Annotated in this window: 10 protein-coding genes, 1 tRNA gene and 3 rRNA genes; 7 read left to right on the forward strand and 7 right to left on the reverse strand. The window is 51.4% G+C overall.

All coding sequences use genetic code 11. The features are described from left to right. The gene (aroE, locus tag SK51_RS06390; RefSeq protein WP_032676737.1) at positions 1–819 is read left to right on the forward strand and encodes a shikimate dehydrogenase; all 819 of its coding nucleotides are present in this window, start codon (positions 1–3) and stop codon (positions 817–819) included. Beyond that, positions 816–1,064, forward strand: coding sequence for a DUF1488 family protein (locus tag SK51_RS06395; RefSeq protein ID WP_023307089.1), 249 nt, complete (start codon positions 816–818; stop codon positions 1,062–1,064). Before aroE ends, SK51_RS06395 begins: the two co-directional genes overlap by 4 nt. On the opposite strand, the gene SK51_RS06400 is transcribed toward SK51_RS06395, so the two are convergent. After that, a complete protein-coding gene (locus SK51_RS06400) occupies positions 1,040–1,594 on the reverse strand; it encodes a gamma carbonic anhydrase family protein (RefSeq protein WP_023298752.1) in 555 nt (184 codons plus the stop codon). The genes SK51_RS06395 and SK51_RS06400 overlap by 25 nt on opposite strands. A 474-nt stretch (positions 1,595–2,068) precedes the next feature. Between SK51_RS06400 and SK51_RS06415 the strand changes: the two genes are divergently transcribed. The 4 genes from SK51_RS06415 (at position 2,069) to rrf (ending at position 7,042) form a co-directional block, all read left to right on the forward strand. Then, positions 2,069–3,610, forward strand: a 16S ribosomal RNA gene (locus SK51_RS06415). 84 nt (positions 3,611–3,694) lie between these two features. Then, positions 3,695–3,770: transfer RNA gene (locus tag SK51_RS06420), tRNA-Glu, on the forward strand. 182 nt (positions 3,771–3,952) lie between these two features. After that, positions 3,953–6,857, forward strand: a 23S ribosomal RNA gene (locus SK51_RS06425). A 69-nt stretch (positions 6,858–6,926) separates the two neighbouring features. Next, positions 6,927–7,042, forward strand: a 5S ribosomal RNA gene (rrf, locus tag SK51_RS06430). Together the 16S, 23S and 5S rRNA genes with 1 tRNA gene alongside form the textbook arrangement of a ribosomal RNA operon. Positions 7,043–7,388: 346 nt before the next feature. On the opposite strand, the gene SK51_RS06435 is transcribed toward rrf, so the two are convergent. The 3 genes from SK51_RS06435 to SK51_RS06445 form a co-directional block, all read right to left on the reverse strand. Next, on the reverse strand, positions 7,389–7,610 hold the full coding sequence (locus SK51_RS06435) for a lipoprotein (protein WP_003860364.1): 222 nt from the start codon (positions 7,608–7,610) through the stop codon (positions 7,389–7,391). 247 nt (positions 7,611–7,857) lie between these two features. After that, the gene (locus SK51_RS06440; protein ID WP_048206623.1) at positions 7,858–10,971 is read right to left on the reverse strand and encodes an efflux RND transporter permease subunit; all 3,114 of its coding nucleotides are present in this window, start codon (positions 10,969–10,971) and stop codon (positions 7,858–7,860) included. A gap of 11 nt (positions 10,972–10,982) precedes the next feature. Next, on the reverse strand, positions 10,983–12,122 hold the full coding sequence (locus SK51_RS06445) for an efflux RND transporter periplasmic adaptor subunit (RefSeq protein WP_023307087.1): 1,140 nt from the start codon (positions 12,120–12,122) through the stop codon (positions 10,983–10,985). Positions 12,123–12,518: 396 nt separating this feature from the next. On the opposite strand from SK51_RS06445, the gene envR reads away from it, so the two are divergent. Next, entirely contained in the window at positions 12,519–13,166 is a 648-nt protein-coding gene (gene envR / locus SK51_RS06450) for an acrEF/envCD operon transcriptional regulator (protein ID WP_023307086.1), read from the forward strand. Here envR and SK51_RS06455 read toward each other — a convergent pair. The 3 genes from SK51_RS06455 to fis form a co-directional block, all read right to left on the reverse strand. Continuing rightward, positions 13,161–15,245, reverse strand: coding sequence for a putative bifunctional diguanylate cyclase/phosphodiesterase (locus SK51_RS06455; RefSeq protein ID WP_023307085.1), 2,085 nt, complete (start codon positions 15,243–15,245; stop codon positions 13,161–13,163). The genes envR and SK51_RS06455 overlap by 6 nt on opposite strands. Positions 15,246–15,384: 139 nt before the next feature. Next, positions 15,385–15,549, reverse strand: coding sequence for a DUF2556 family protein (locus SK51_RS06460; RefSeq protein ID WP_003860373.1), 165 nt, complete (start codon positions 15,547–15,549; stop codon positions 15,385–15,387). Between the two features lie 178 nt (positions 15,550–15,727). Continuing rightward, positions 15,728–16,024, reverse strand: a complete 297-nt coding sequence (gene fis / locus SK51_RS06465) for a DNA-binding transcriptional regulator Fis (protein ID WP_000462905.1) — start codon at positions 16,022–16,024, stop codon at positions 15,728–15,730. Positions 16,025–16,044 lie beyond the last annotated feature (20 nt).

The following is a 16,044-nucleotide window of genomic DNA, read 5'->3' on the forward strand; positions in this document are numbered from 1 at the left end:
ATGGAAACCTATGCTGTTTTTGGTAACCCGATCGCGCACAGCAAGTCGCCTCTGATCCATCGGCTGTTTGCGGAGCAATTGCATATAGATCACCCATATGGTCGGGTTCTTGCGCCTGTTGATGCATTTATACCGACGCTGAATAGCTTTTTTGATGCGGGTGGTAAAGGTGCGAACGTCACGGTGCCTTTTAAAGAAGAGGCTTTCGGGCGCGCGGATGAACTGACCGAACGTGCGTCGCTCGCTGGCGCCGTCAATACTCTTAAGCGGCTTGAAGATGGTCGCCTTCTGGGCGATAACACCGATGGGATTGGTTTACTCAGCGATCTGGAGCGATTGTCGTTTATTAAACCAGGCTTTCGGATCCTGCTGATCGGCGCGGGTGGCGCCTCGCGCGGCGTATTGCTTCCTCTTCTTTCGCTGGATTGTTCGGTGACAATCACCAACCGTACTTTCTCCAGAGCAGAAGAGCTGGCGGCGTTGTTCGCACACACAGGCAGCGTAGCTGCGGTAGCACCTGACGATCTCGCGCGTCACGAATTTGATCTTGTGATTAATGCCACCTCAAGCGGTATTAATGGAGAGATCCCGGCGATTCCTGCATCCCTGATTCATTCCCACATCTACGCCTATGACATGTTTTATCAAAAAGGGAAAACGCCCTTTCTGACCTGGTGCGAACAACAGGGGGCAAAACACGTGGCTGATGGTCTGGGAATGCTGGTGGGGCAGGCGGCTCATGCGGTGCTACTCTGGCATGGCCTGTTACCCGCTGTAGAACCGGTGATTGAAAAGCTCAAACAGGAACTGACGGCGTGAATCAGGCGATTCTTTTTCCCGACAGAGAAATCTGGGATGAAAACAAGCAAGCGGTTTGTTTCCCGGTGCTGGTGCATGGTATGCAGCTTACCTGTGCGATTAAAGGGGAAACGTTGCTTCAGTGCTTTGGGGGGGCAGATCCGTTAGCGGTCTTTTGCGAAAATCGCTGGGACCTGGAAGAGGATGCCAGCGATTTGATCCGCGATCAGCAGGAAGACGATCAGGGTTGGATCTGGTTATCCTGATCCAGATAGTCGTTTTTCCATTTAACGTAATTGTTCGCTGAGTATTTCAATCCTTCGATCTCCGTCTCTTTTAGGGGGCGGATCTGTTTAACCGGGCTGCCTAAATAGAGATACCCACTTTCAAGACGCTTGTTTTGCGGAACAAGACTCCCTGCGCCAATCATTACGTCATCTTCTACAATGACGCCATCCAGCAAAATCGATCCCATCCCAACGAGAACCCTGTTACCGATCGTGCAGCCGTGGAGCATCACTTTATGGCCGACGGTAACATCTTCCCCAATAATGAGCGGGTTGCCCTCAGGGTTATAAGATGACTTATGAGTCACATGCAACACGCTGCCGTCCTGAATATTGGTGCGTGCACCGATTGCAACGTAGTTAACATCGCCCCGGATCGCGACAAGTGGCCAGATGCTGACATCATCGGCCATGCGAACATCACCAATGACCACGCTGCTGGCATCGATCATCACGCGATCGCCTTTTTGGGGGAACAAATCTTTATAAGGACGTAATACTGCAAACATATCTACCTCGATACAGATGAGCGTTATTAAAGAAGACTTTGATCGTATTCCTGGAGCGAGGCAAGGCAAAATGCGTCAATTTTTAAGCGGATCGGGTGGGTTTTCAGCGAAAAGCACGGAAAATCATCAGTTGGAAAAAAAGATCTAAAAAATACTTGTGCTAAAAACTGGGATCCCTATAATGCGCCTCCATCGACACGGCGGATGTGAATCACTTCACAGACAACCCGGTCGGTTGAAGAGAAAAAATCCTGAAATAACGGGTTGACTCTGAAAGAGGAAAGCGTAATATACGCCACCTCGCGACAGAGCGCTGAAGCGCGTCGCAACTGCTCTTTAACAATTTATCAGACAATCTGTGTGGGCACTCAAAGTGACATGGATTCTTAACGTCCTCGGACGAAAAATGAATACCAAGTCTCTGAGTGAACATACGTAATTCATTACGAAGTTTAATTCACGAGCATCAAACTTAAATTGAAGAGTTTGATCATGGCTCAGATTGAACGCTGGCGGCAGGCCTAACACATGCAAGTCGAACGGTAACAGGAAGCAGCTTGCTGCTTCGCTGACGAGTGGCGGACGGGTGAGTAATGTCTGGGAAACTGCCTGATGGAGGGGGATAACTACTGGAAACGGTAGCTAATACCGCATAACGTCGCAAGACCAAAGAGGGGGACCTTCGGGCCTCTTGCCATCGGATGTGCCCAGATGGGATTAGCTAGTAGGTGGGGTAACGGCTCACCTAGGCGACGATCCCTAGCTGGTCTGAGAGGATGACCAGCCACACTGGAACTGAGACACGGTCCAGACTCCTACGGGAGGCAGCAGTGGGGAATATTGCACAATGGGCGCAAGCCTGATGCAGCCATGCCGCGTGTATGAAGAAGGCCTTCGGGTTGTAAAGTACTTTCAGCGGGGAGGAAGGCGACAGGGTTAATAACCCTGTCGATTGACGTTACCCGCAGAAGAAGCACCGGCTAACTCCGTGCCAGCAGCCGCGGTAATACGGAGGGTGCAAGCGTTAATCGGAATTACTGGGCGTAAAGCGCACGCAGGCGGTCTGTCAAGTCGGATGTGAAATCCCCGGGCTCAACCTGGGAACTGCATTCGAAACTGGCAGGCTAGAGTCTTGTAGAGGGGGGTAGAATTCCAGGTGTAGCGGTGAAATGCGTAGAGATCTGGAGGAATACCGGTGGCGAAGGCGGCCCCCTGGACAAAGACTGACGCTCAGGTGCGAAAGCGTGGGGAGCAAACAGGATTAGATACCCTGGTAGTCCACGCCGTAAACGATGTCGACTTGGAGGTTGTGCCCTTGAGGCGTGGCTTCCGGAGCTAACGCGTTAAGTCGACCGCCTGGGGAGTACGGCCGCAAGGTTAAAACTCAAATGAATTGACGGGGGCCCGCACAAGCGGTGGAGCATGTGGTTTAATTCGATGCAACGCGAAGAACCTTACCTACTCTTGACATCCAGAGAACTTAGCAGAGATGCTTTGGTGCCTTCGGGAACTCTGAGACAGGTGCTGCATGGCTGTCGTCAGCTCGTGTTGTGAAATGTTGGGTTAAGTCCCGCAACGAGCGCAACCCTTATCCTTTGTTGCCAGCGGTTAGGCCGGGAACTCAAAGGAGACTGCCAGTGATAAACTGGAGGAAGGTGGGGATGACGTCAAGTCATCATGGCCCTTACGAGTAGGGCTACACACGTGCTACAATGGCGCATACAAAGAGAAGCGACCTCGCGAGAGCAAGCGGACCTCATAAAGTGCGTCGTAGTCCGGATTGGAGTCTGCAACTCGACTCCATGAAGTCGGAATCGCTAGTAATCGTGGATCAGAATGCCACGGTGAATACGTTCCCGGGCCTTGTACACACCGCCCGTCACACCATGGGAGTGGGTTGCAAAAGAAGTAGGTAGCTTAACCTTCGGGAGGGCGCTTACCACTTTGTGATTCATGACTGGGGTGAAGTCGTAACAAGGTAACCGTAGGGGAACCTGCGGTTGGATCACCTCCTTACCTTAAAGAACCTGCCTTTGTAGTGTCCACACAGATTGTCTGATGAAAAGTAAATAGCAAGGCGTCTTGCGATTGAGACTGTACGTCCCCTTCGTCTAGAGGCCCAGGACACCGCCCTTTCACGGCGGTAACAGGGGTTCGAATCCCCTAGGGGACGCCACTTGCTGGTTCGTGAGTGAAAGTCACCTGCCGACATATCTCAAAACTGACTTGCGAGTCATGTTTGAGATATTTGCTCTTTAAAAATCTGGATCAAGCTGAAAATTGAAACGACACACAGCTCATGTGTGTTCGAGTCTCTCAAATTTTCGCAATCGGAAGTGAAACATCTTCGGGTTGTGAGGTTAAGCGACTAAGCGTACACGGTGGATGCCCTGGCAGTCAGAGGCGATGAAGGACGTGCTAATCTGCGAAAAGCGCCGGCGAGGTGATATGAACCTTTGACCCGGCGATGTCCGAATGGGGAAACCCAGTGCAATCCGTTGCACTATCGTTAACTGAATACATAGGTTAACGAGGCGAACCGGGGGAACTGAAACATCTAAGTACCCCGAGGAAAAGAAATCAACCGAGATTCCCCCAGTAGCGGCGAGCGAACGGGGAGCAGCCCGGAGTCTGAATCAGCTTGTGTGTTAGTGGAACGGTCTGGAAAGTCCGACGGTACAGGGTGATAGTCCCGTACACGAAAGCACACATGCTGTGAACTCGAAGAGTAGGGCGGGACACGTGGTATCCTGTCTGAATATGGGGGGACCATCCTCCAAGGCTAAATACTCCTGACTGACCGATAGTGAACCAGTACCGTGAGGGAAAGGCGAAAAGAACCCCGGCGAGGGGAGTGAAAAAGAACCTGAAACCGTGTACGTACAAGCAGTGGGAGCCTCTTTATGGGGTGACTGCGTACCTTTTGTATAATGGGTCAGCGACTTATATTCTGTAGCAAGGTTAACCGTATAGGGGAGCCGAAGGGAAACCGAGTCTTAACTGGGCGTTAAGTTGCAGGGTATAGACCCGAAACCCGGTGATCTAGCCATGGGCAGGTTGAAGGTTGGGTAACACTAACTGGAGGACCGAACCGACTAATGTTGAAAAATTAGCGGATGACCTGTGGCTGGGGGTGAAAGGCCAATCAAACCGGGAGATAGCTGGTTCTCCCCGAAAGCTATTTAGGTAGCGCCTCGTGAACTCATCTTCGGGGGTAGAGCACTGTTTCGGCTAGGGGGCCATCCCGGCTTACCAACCCGATGCAAACTACGAATACCGAAGAATGTTATCACGGGAGACACACGGCGGGTGCTAACGTCCGTCGTGAAGAGGGAAACAACCCAGACCGCCAGCTAAGGTCCCAAAGTCATGGTTAAGTGGGAAACGATGTGGGAAGGCACAGACAGCCAGGATGTTGGCTTAGAAGCAGCCATCATTTAAAGAAAGCGTAATAGCTCACTGGTCGAGTCGGCCTGCGCGGAAGATGTAACGGGGCTAAACCATGCACCGAAGCTGCGGCAGCGACACTATGTGTTGTTGGGTAGGGGAGCGTTCTGTAAGCCGTTGAAGGTGTGCTGTGAGGCATGCTGGAGGTATCAGAAGTGCGAATGCTGACATAAGTAACGATAAAGCGGGTGAAAAGCCCGCTCGCCGGAAGACCAAGGGTTCCTGTCCAACGTTAATCGGGGCAGGGTGAGTCGACCCCTAAGGCGAGGCCGAAAGGCGTAGTCGATGGGAAACAGGTTAATATTCCTGTACTTGGTGTTACTGCGAAGGGGGGACGGAGAAGGCTATGTCAGCCGGGCGACGGTTGTCCCGGTTTAAGCATGTAGGCGGAGGTTCCAGGTAAATCCGGTACCTTGTTAACGCTGAGGTGTGATGACGAGGCACTACGGTGCTGAAGTGATAAATGCCCTGCTTCCAGGAAAAGCCTCTAAGCATCAGGTAACACGAAATCGTACCCCAAACCGACACAGGTGGTCAGGTAGAGAATACCAAGGCGCTTGAGAGAACTCGGGTGAAGGAACTAGGCAAAATGGTGCCGTAACTTCGGGAGAAGGCACGCTGATGTGTAGGTGAAGTCCCTGCGGACGGAGCTGAAATCAGTCGAAGATACCAGCTGGCTGCAACTGTTTATTAAAAACACAGCACTGTGCAAACACGAAAGTGGACGTATACGGTGTGACGCCTGCCCGGTGCCGGAAGGTTAATTGATGGGGTTAGCGGCAACGCGAAGCTCTTGATCGAAGCCCCGGTAAACGGCGGCCGTAACTATAACGGTCCTAAGGTAGCGAAATTCCTTGTCGGGTAAGTTCCGACCTGCACGAATGGCGTAATGATGGCCAGGCTGTCTCCACCCGAGACTCAGTGAAATTGAACTCGCTGTGAAGATGCAGTGTACCCGCGGCAAGACGGAAAGACCCCGTGAACCTTTACTATAGCTTGACACTGAACACTGGTCCTTGATGTGTAGGATAGGTGGGAGGCTTTGAAGCGTGGACGCCAGTCTGCGTGGAGCCAACCTTGAAATACCACCCTTTAATGGCTGGTGTTCTAACGTAGACCCGTAATCCGGGTTGCGGACAGTGTCTGGTGGGTAGTTTGACTGGGGCGGTCTCCTCCCAAAGAGTAACGGAGGAGCACGAAGGTTGGCTAATCCTGGTCGGACATCAGGAGGTTAGTGCAATGGCATAAGCCAGCTTGACTGCGAGCGTGACGGCGCGAGCAGGTGCGAAAGCAGGTCATAGTGATCCGGTGGTTCTGAATGGAAGGGCCATCGCTCAACGGATAAAAGGTACTCCGGGGATAACAGGCTGATACCGCCCAAGAGTTCATATCGACGGCGGTGTTTGGCACCTCGATGTCGGCTCATCACATCCTGGGGCTGAAGTAGGTCCCAAGGGTATGGCTGTTCGCCATTTAAAGTGGTACGCGAGCTGGGTTTAGAACGTCGTGAGACAGTTCGGTCCCTATCTGCCGTGGGCGCTGGAGAATTGAGGGGGGCTGCTCCTAGTACGAGAGGACCGGAGTGGACGCATCACTGGTGTTCGGGTTGTCATGCCAATGGCACTGCCCGGTAGCTAAATGCGGAAGAGATAAGTGCTGAAAGCATCTAAGCACGAAACTTGCCCCGAGATGAGTTCTCCCTGAGACCTTGAGTCTCCTGAAGGAACGTTGAAGACGACGACGTTGATAGGTCGGGTGTGTAAGCGCAGCGATGCGTTGAGCTAACCGATACTAATGAACCGTGAGGCTTAACCTTACAACGCCGAAGCTGTTTCGGCGAAGAGACAGACACGATTTTCAGCCTGATACAGATTAACAGAATTTGCCTGGCGGCTTTAGCGCGGTGGTCCCACCTGACCCCATGCCGAACTCAGAAGTGAAACGCCGTAGCGCCGATGGTAGTGTGGGGTCTCCCCATGTGAGAGTAGGGAACTGCCAGACATCAAACAAGTAGAAAGGCCATCCGAAAGGATGGCCTTTTTGCGTTATGCCCTCAGCTAAACCAATTTCCTTATCAGATATTCCAACGAGTGCCGTTAATACCTTACTGACGTATTAAAGCGTCTTAACCCAGCTATAAATGAATTCACGGAATGCATAATGCTTACTCGCAGCAGCGTTAAATCAATTCAGTGATTCAGACTGAGGTTGTATAGATAAGGAAATAGGGCTATAAAAAAACAGGATACTGAATCTAAAAATTATCTGATGATATCTGAGAGGGGAAATATACATCCCTTTGATTAGATAAAATAAAAGCGCGGCGATGGCCGCGCTTTTAAAAGTATTATTTAGTCAGGGCGACAATACCGAGAGTCAGGCCAGCTATTGCTGCGGCGCCACCGGCAATCGCACCTGCTGTTTCCCAGTTATCCTGGGTAGTCCCCTTCATACAGGTATTGGTGTGAACCAGTCGCCCCTGATCGTCGTATACCGGTACACAGGGAGAGTCGTGCGCGCAACCAGCAAGCAGCGCAGCGAGAAGTGCAACGGAAAGGAATCTTTTCATGATGTTACCTCAATATGATCGCTTATTCGCTTAAGAGCCGATGCGGCAATTTACGAATTGATGATTATTTTACCACCGCACTAATGCCATACAGCACGGGGAATAATCTCAAATTGTGTGCATTGTAAAAATCATGGAGATAAAAGAGGGGCGTTGATTATTTATGGAGGAAATGTGAAGAGATGTCTTTTTATTAGAATGCTGACAGGAAATAAAAAAGGCACCAGAGGTGCCTTTATGATTTTCATTAATCCTTATGCTTTGTAAACCGTCTCCGGACAACAACGAAGAAAACAGGAACAAAGAAAATGGCCAGCAGAGTGGCTGACAGCATCCCGCCCATCACGCCCGTCCCGACAGCGTTTTGTGCCCCACTACCTGCGCCACTACTGATGACCAGAGGCATAACACCAAGGATAAATGCCAGAGAGGTCATCAGGATAGGGCGCAGACGCATACGTGAGGCTTCCAGCGTGGCTTCAATAATCCCTTTGCCTTCTTTATCCATAAGATCCTTGGCGAACTCAACGATCAGTATGGCGTTTTTGGCTGATAAACCAATTGTCGTAAGCAGACCAACCTGGAAGTAAACGTCATTGTTCAGCCCACGTATTGATGCAGCCAGAAGCGCGCCGATCACCCCCAGGGGCACAACCAGCATGACCGAGAATGGAATTGACCAGCTTTCATAGAGAGCCGCCAGACACAGGAACACCACAATCAGTGAAATGGCATACAGTGCTGGAGCCTGATTTCCGGAAAGACGTTCCTGATAAGACATCCCCGTCCAGTCGTAGCCAATTCCGGAAGGCAGTTTCGACGCAAGGCTTTCCATCATCTCCATTGCCTCACCGGTACTTTTGCCTGGCGCAGACTCACCGAGGATCTCCATTGATGGCATCCCATTGTAACGTTCCAGACGAGGTGAGCCGTACACCCAGTGAGAGCTGCTAAAGGCAGAGAAAGGCACCATTTCGCCGTTAGCACTACGCACATACAGGTCGTTAATATCTCCTGGTAACATACGGAAGCGAGCATCAGCCTGGACATAAACTTTTTTCACGCGTCCATGATCGATAAAGTCGTTCACATAAGTGCCACCCAATGCTGTTGAGATGGTCTGATTGACATCAGATATGCTCACACCCAGCGCCTGGGCCTTCTCCTGGTCGACATCCAGTTTGTACTGTGGCGTATCTTCCAGTCCGTTAGGACGCACGCGGACCAGTAAGTCAGGATGTTCCCTTACCATGCCAAGCAGTTGGTTACGTGCCTGCGTGAGCTGCGTATGTCCCAGGTTTGCCTGGTCAATCAGTTCAAAGTCAAAGCCTGTTGCGGTACCCAGTTCAATAATGGCAGGGAGGTTAAACGGAAATACAAGACCATCTTTGATCTGGCTAAACGCTTTCGTTGCGCGGCTGACAATCGCCTCAACGCCGTTTTCCTTGCCCGGGCGTTCTTCCCATGGCTTCAGGCTGACGAAAGCGATACCGGAGTTCTGCCCCTGCCCGCTAAAGCTAAATCCGTTTACGGTAAAGACCGATTCAACGTTCGCTTTCTCTTTCGTCAGATAATAGTCCTGAACCTGATCGAGTACCTGCTGGGTACGCATCTGCGTCGCCCCTGCCGGCAGCTGAACCATCGTCATAAACACCCCCTGATCCTCTTCCGGCAGGAAGGAGGAAGGCAGGCGCAGGAACAGTATTGCCATGCCGCCGACGATGATGACGTAAACCAGCAGATAGCGTCCGGTCTTACGTAAAATGCCGCTCACGCTGTTGCTGTAGTGCTCCACGCTCTTATCAAAAAGCGCGTTAAACCAGCCGAAGAATCCACCTTTCTTTTCATGATGGTCGCTGGAAACCGGTTTGAGCAGCGTTGCACATAAAGCAGGCGTTAATATCAACGCCACCAGCACCGATAAGGCCATCGCGGAGACAATGGTCAGCGAGAACTGGCGATAGATAGCCCCGGTTGAACCTCCAAAAAATGCCATCGGAATAAACACCGCTGAAAGCACCATGGCAATGCCCACCAGGGCGCCCTGGATTTGCTCCATCGACTTCTGGGTCGCCTCTTTTGGCGGCAGCTTGTCCTCAACCATGACGCGTTCTACGTTCTCAACCACCACGATGGCATCATCGACGAGCAAACCTATCGCCAATACCATCCCGAACATCGTCAGGGTGTTAATGGAGAAACCAAACGCAGCCAGTACCGCGAAGGTACCCAGTAGCACCACGGGCACGGCAATAGTCGGAATAAGGGTTGCCCGCAGGTTTTGCAGGAACAAGTACATCACCAGGAACACGAGAACGATCGCTTCAAACAGCGTCTTCACCACTTCATGGATTGAGATCTTCACGAAAGGTGTGGTGTCGTACGGATAAACGACTTTCAGGCCCTGAGGGAAGAAGGGCTGCAACTGCGCCAGTTTACTCTTAATGGCGGCAGCGGTATCCAGCGCGTTTGCGCCAGTCGCCAGCTTGATCCCGAGCCCCGTTGCTGCCTGGCCATTGATTTTGGTGACCATGTTGTAGTTTTCGCCACCCAGCTCAATGCGGGCCACATCTTTCAGGTGGACCATTGAACCGTCCTGGTTCACCTTCAGCGTCACACGGCCAAACTCCTCCGGCGATTTGAGGCGCGTTTGAGCAATAATTGAGGCGTTCAGTTGCTGCCCTGGTACGGACGGCGTACCTCCCAACTGGCCCGCAGCAATCTGATCGTTCTGCGTTTTCAGTTGGTTAATGACATCCAACGGCGTGAGCTGATATTTATTCATCGCGTTGCTGTCCAGCCAGATGCGCATTGCATACTGCGCACCGAACAGCTGCACATCACCGACGCCGGAAGTACGGCTGATCGCATCTTTTACGTTAGAAGCGACATAGTCGGAGATATCATCCTGAGTGAGGTTTTTATTATCCGACACAAATCCCGCGACCAGCAGGAAGCTGCTGCTGGATTTTTCCACGCCGATCCCCTGTTGCTGTACTTCTTGCGGTAGCAGCGGCATAGCGAGCTGGAGTTTGTTCTGAACCTGCACCTGCGCGATATCAGGATCCGTACCCGACTCGAACGTCAGGGTGATGGTGACGTTACCGGCAGAATCACTGGTGGACGACATGTACATCAGATTGTCGATTCCGTTCATGTTCTGTTCGATAACCTGCGTCACGGTATCCTGGACCGTCTGGGCATCAGCGCCAGGGTAGGTCGCTGTCACCGCAACTGCTGGCGGCGCAATGGTTGGATATTGCGCCACCGGCAGTTTTAAAATGGCCAGCCCGCCCGCAATCATCAGAATGATGGAGAGCACCCAGGCGAAAACAGGCCGTTGAATAAAGAAATTAGCCATCTCGTTATCCCTTAACTGGCTGGAGTCGCGGCGGTATCAGGAATAGCCACGACGGTGACGCCAGGGCGAACTTTTTGCAGGCCGCTGATAATGACGCGGTCGCCATTTTTCAGACCTTCCGTGATCAACCACCGATCGCCAATCGCCTGCGGTGCAACGACAGTGCGAGATTCCACCTGGTTTTTATCGTTTACCACAAGCACGGTTGCATCACCGCGAGGTGTACGGGTTACCCCCTGCTGGGGAACAAGGATGGCATCAGGCTGTGTGCCTTCGTCAATGCGTGCACGGACAAACATACCCGGTAACAGCATATGCTGAGGGTTAGGGAAGAGAGCGCGAAGGGTGATTGAGCCGGTACTTTCATCTACCGTGACATCAGAGAACTGAAGCGTTCCTTTCAGCGGATAAGGCTGGCCATTTTCCATCAGCAACTCAACGCTGCTGGTGTCTCCCTTTTGCAGGCTCGTCTGCTGCTTCAGACGCATAAAATCGCTGCTGGATTGCGTTACATCGACATAAATGGGATCGAGCTGCTGAACTGTCGCCAGTGCGGTTGACTGACCATTAGTGACTAACGCCCCTTCAGTGACGCTGGATTTGCCAATGCGCCCGTTGATTGGCGATGTGACTTTCGTATAAGCAAGATTGATCCGCGCGCTCTCAACGCCAGCTTTCGCGGCAACGACGCTTGCATCCGCCTGCTGGGCGGTTGCCACCGCCTGATCATACTCCTGCTTGCTCACATATTGCGTACCGACCAGCGGAAGGTAACGTTTTACCGTCAGATGGGCTATGTTTGCCGCAGCCTGCGCTTTTACCTGTTCACCTTTCGCATTGTCGTAGGCTGCCTGATAGGTGGCCGGATCGATCTGATAAAGTGATTCACCCGCTTTGACGTCGCTGCCTTCGGTAAAATTACGGTGCAGAATGATACCACTTACCTGGGGACGAACCTCCGCCACACGATAAGCGTCAGTTCTGCCTGGCAATTCCGTCGTTACGGCCAGTGGCGCGCTTTTGACAATATGAACACTGACCTGAGGAGCTTGCCCATGCTGCTGTGGGTTTTCTTGCCCATCGCACCCGGCGAGCAGTGCAGCACAGACAATGAAACCGGATAAGGGTAAGCGTCTGAAGTGATTCGTCATTACTGTTCCTTAAACTACCCTTGAACCGATATATGCCATAAGTCGGTGAAAGGGTGTGAGGCAAAAAAAGAAATGTAGCTGCGTATAATAATGAGGGTATTCAAGGTTTTTTAATTTATAAGTGCTGATGGAGGCAATAAAAAGCAAAATCAGATTCTGAACCAGTGTATTCGAAATCCGGCTTCTGTCAGGATAATCAACGGAATACTTATGAGTAAATACAAACTATTTATTTAATGAATTTGATCCGCTCAATTTATTCGTATGAATTATAAATTAAATGAATTGACTTTTTTTGTGCAAAACCAAAACGGGTTATGGTGAATACTTTGACTTACACGACCCTTTAATAACGTTTGATGTCGTATCAACCGTATAAGTAATGAGTAGCAGGCTATGGCGCGTAAAAAGAAAGAAGAGGCTCAAAAGACCCGGCAGCAGCTGATTGAAGCCGCTATCGGGCTATTCGCGACACGTGGCGTGGCTAATACCACGCTTACCGACATCGCCGATGCTGCTCAACTTACTCGCGGGGCGGTTTACTGGCATTTTTCGAGTAAAGCGGAAATATTTAACGCCATCTGGGAACAGCAATTGCCGCTGCGTGAAATGATTCGTGACAGGTTAATACTTTCTGAAAAAGATGACCCTTTGTTAATGCTTCGTGAACAGTTTATTGTCGCGCTGCAATATATTGCGAGCGAGCCACGCCAGTATGCTCTTTTACAAATTCTGTATCATAAGTGTGAATTTCATGACGATGTGATTTCAGAATGTGAAATACGCAAGCGGATCGGTTTAAACGATAATTATCTTCGCAGGACGTTGAGACAATGCGTTGCGCGTAGCATTATTTCTTCCCAAACTAATATTGAACTGGCGCTGATTGTTTTCCACGCATTTTTTAGCGGAGTCATTAAAAACTGGTTAATGGATAGCAACAGTTTTAATCTGTACAAACAGGCGCCGGCGCTGGTGGATAATATTCTTGCGACACTAAATATCACTCGAGTGGCGCCAGTGTTTTACGATACAGCCTCATGATTGCATACGGGATGGTGACATCTCCCCGTGCTGGCACTGTTCCATAATAGCCTGCGCGGTAATCGGTTTGCCCAGCAGATAACCCTGTAGCGTATTGCATCCCAGTTCTGTCAGAAAGGTCTGCTGCGCTGCGGTTTCGACCCCTTCTGCCACGACCTTCAGATTCAGCGTTTTTGCCAGGGCGATAATCGCCGAGACGATCGTCGCATCTTCACTCTCTCCACTTAACTCTTTTACAAAAGCACGATCGATTTTCAACTCGCAGGCAGGGAGTCGCTTAAGATAAAGAAGGCTTGAATAACCTGTACCAAAATCGTCTATCGAGGCTTTTACGCCCGCATCCGTCAGCGCTGTCAGGACACGAACGCTTTCGTCCGGATTGCTCATCGCCGTGGTTTCGGTCACCTCCAGGATCAACATGCCGGGCGGTACGCTATGGCGCGTCAGACAATCGAGAACCGTTTTAACCAGCGACGGCTGTTCGAACTGCAACGTAGAAAGATTCACCGCCATTGACCAGTCCGTGTGGCCCTGAAGGTGCCATTCTCGAAGCTGGCGGCAGGCCTCGTCGATTACCCAGTTTCCAATTGGAATAATCAGCCCGGTTTTCTCTGCAAGCGGTAGAAACAGGTCGGGGGGCAGTAATCCCTGTTTGGGATGCTGCCAGCGTAACAGCGCTTCGAATCCGATGACCGGCCCGGCAGGGGCATGGAATTTAGGTTGATAAAGCAGGCGTAACTCATCACGGTCGATGGCCTGCCACAGATCATTCATCAGCTGTAGATGCGTCTGCGCCAGCGTATTCATTGACGGCTGAAAGAAGTGATAACCGTTACGACCCATATGTTTCGTGTGGTACATCGCAGCATCAGCGTTAAACATCAGTTCACGATCGGTTTTGCCATCGTGTGGATAGAGCGCAATGCCAATGCTCAGGGTGACCATCAGTTCGTAAGGATCGAGATGGAACGGGCTATCAATGACGCGTACCAGTGAATTTGCCAGTGAGGCAGCATCATCCGGGGTAGTGGTTTCGGCCAGCAGGACGAATTCATCCCCACCGATACGCGCCAGCGTGTACTGACCTTTCAACTGCAACAGCAAACGCTGAGTCACCGCAACCAGAAGATTGTCACCGACATCATGACCATAGGCATCGTTGACGGTTTTAAAGCCATCAAGATCCATAAACATCAGCGCGAAAGGGCTTCCTTCGCGATCGGCCTTGCTGATGGCCTGATCGAGGCGATCCTCAAGCAGAATACGATTGGGTAAGCGCGTCAGCGTATCATGCAACGCCAGCTGTGCGAGTTCACGGTTAGCTTCTGCCAGGGATGAGGCCAGCAGCGAGGTACGAGCCTGAAGGCGGGCATCGAACATCGATACCAGCAGCGTAATCCCCAGAATAGCGAGCGCGACCACGCTAACCAGTATCGCCAGCCAGCTCCCGTTAAGACCATGATGGTGGACCATCGTCGACATTGGAAATTGTGCTGCTTCCATGCCGGCGTAATGCATGCCAGCGATAGCGATGCCCATGGTGATCGCCGCCCCCAGACGCATCAACGCCATTCGTGCAGCTTCCTGACGTAAACGGAACGTCAGCCAAAGAGCGGCCAGTGAAGCGGCAAGGGCTATGCCCACAGAGATAGCCATCCACGTTTTATCCCAGACAATACCCGGAGTGACCTCCAGGGCAGCCATACCGGTGTAGTGCATGGCAACTATGCCTGTACCCATCACGACGGCGCCAGGCAGCAGTCGGCGCAAATGTAGCTGCTCGCCGCTAACGAGCCACAGGGCGAACATTGACGAGCTGATGGCGATAATCATCGAAAGCACGGTCAGGGTCGCGTTGTAACTCATGCTCATGGAAAGATCCATCGCCAGCATACCGATGAAATGCATCGCCCACACGCCAATCCCCATCGAAACACCGCCACCTGCCAGCCAGACGCGTGCAGCGACGCCCTGGCTTCCGGCAACGCGCGCAGCCATATTCAGCGCGGTATAGGCGGCAAGAATGGCGACAATAAAGGAGATGACGACGAGGATTTGGTTGTATTGGCTAACCAGCATGGTCTGTTCACTCGTTGTGAGACGTTAAGCAAGAGCGGTTGGAAAGGGCACAGACATTATCATCGTCAGGAAATGACGAAAAGTGATTTAAGCCCCTGTTTTTATTGGGTGATAACAGAGGGGTACAGGATGGAAGAGGCTAGTCCAGCTCTGAGCAGTTGACCAGTTTTAGCGGGTTCACGGAATTCATATTGCGACATTTATCGGTTTCGGTGCTCATCAGTTCAATCCACTGCATCAGCAGCGCATCGAAAATGAAAACAGAGACAGCAAAAACGACCAGCCACCAGTATTTACGAATCATGTGTCATTCCGCGAAAAGAGAGCCTGTAAGGTGGTGGAAATATACACGAAAAGCGGGCGTTGAAAAGTGGGGAAGGAGAAGGTTTACAAAGCGTTGACGGTCGCTCATCCGGGCAATAAAAAAGGCGCTTCCCCATGCCGAAGAGCGCCTTTTTAAACAAGCATTTAACTGATTAGTATCAGTTCATGCCGTATTTTTTCAATTTCTTACGCAGGGTACCACGGTTGATGCCCATCATCAGGGCAGCGCGGGTTTGATTACCACGGGTGTATTGCATCACCATGTCCAACAGTGGCTGTTCAACTTCAGCCAGTACCAGCTCATACAGGTCATTAACATCCTGACCGTTCAGTTGAGCAAAATAGTTCTTCAGTGCCTGTTTAACCGAGTCACGCAGGGGCTTTTGAGTCACCTGATCCTGAGAGTTAACGGTAGAAACGGTCAGTACGTCAGAATTTACGCGTTGTTCGAACATAGTTCTGTCAGCTCTTTATT

This window comes from Enterobacter sp. MGH85, from assembly GCF_001037655.1.
Taxonomy (GTDB): Bacteria; Pseudomonadota; Gammaproteobacteria; order Enterobacterales; family Enterobacteriaceae; genus Enterobacter; species Enterobacter intestinihominis.

Coding starts and splice junctions, on each gene's coding strand:
- aroE (WP_032676737.1), top strand. CDS start 1: ATGGAAACCTATGCTGTTTTTGGTAACCCGATCGCGCACAGCAAGTCG.
- SK51_RS06400 (WP_023298752.1), bottom strand. CDS start 1,594: ATGTTTGCAGTATTACGTCCTTATAAAGATTTGTTCCCCCAAAAAGGC.
- SK51_RS06435 (WP_003860364.1), bottom strand. CDS start 7,610: ATGAAAAGATTCCTTTCCGTTGCACTTCTCGCTGCGCTGCTTGCTGGT.
- SK51_RS06440 (WP_048206623.1), bottom strand. CDS start 10,971: ATGGCTAATTTCTTTATTCAACGGCCTGTTTTCGCCTGGGTGCTCTCC.
- SK51_RS06445 (WP_023307087.1), bottom strand. CDS start 12,122: ATGACGAATCACTTCAGACGCTTACCCTTATCCGGTTTCATTGTCTGT.
- envR (WP_023307086.1), top strand. CDS start 12,519: ATGGCGCGTAAAAAGAAAGAAGAGGCTCAAAAGACCCGGCAGCAGCTG.
- SK51_RS06455 (WP_023307085.1), bottom strand. CDS start 15,245: ATGCTGGTTAGCCAATACAACCAAATCCTCGTCGTCATCTCCTTTATT.
- SK51_RS06460 (WP_003860373.1), bottom strand. CDS start 15,549: ATGATTCGTAAATACTGGTGGCTGGTCGTTTTTGCTGTCTCTGTTTTC.
- fis (WP_000462905.1), bottom strand. CDS start 16,024: ATGTTCGAACAACGCGTAAATTCTGACGTACTGACCGTTTCTACCGTT.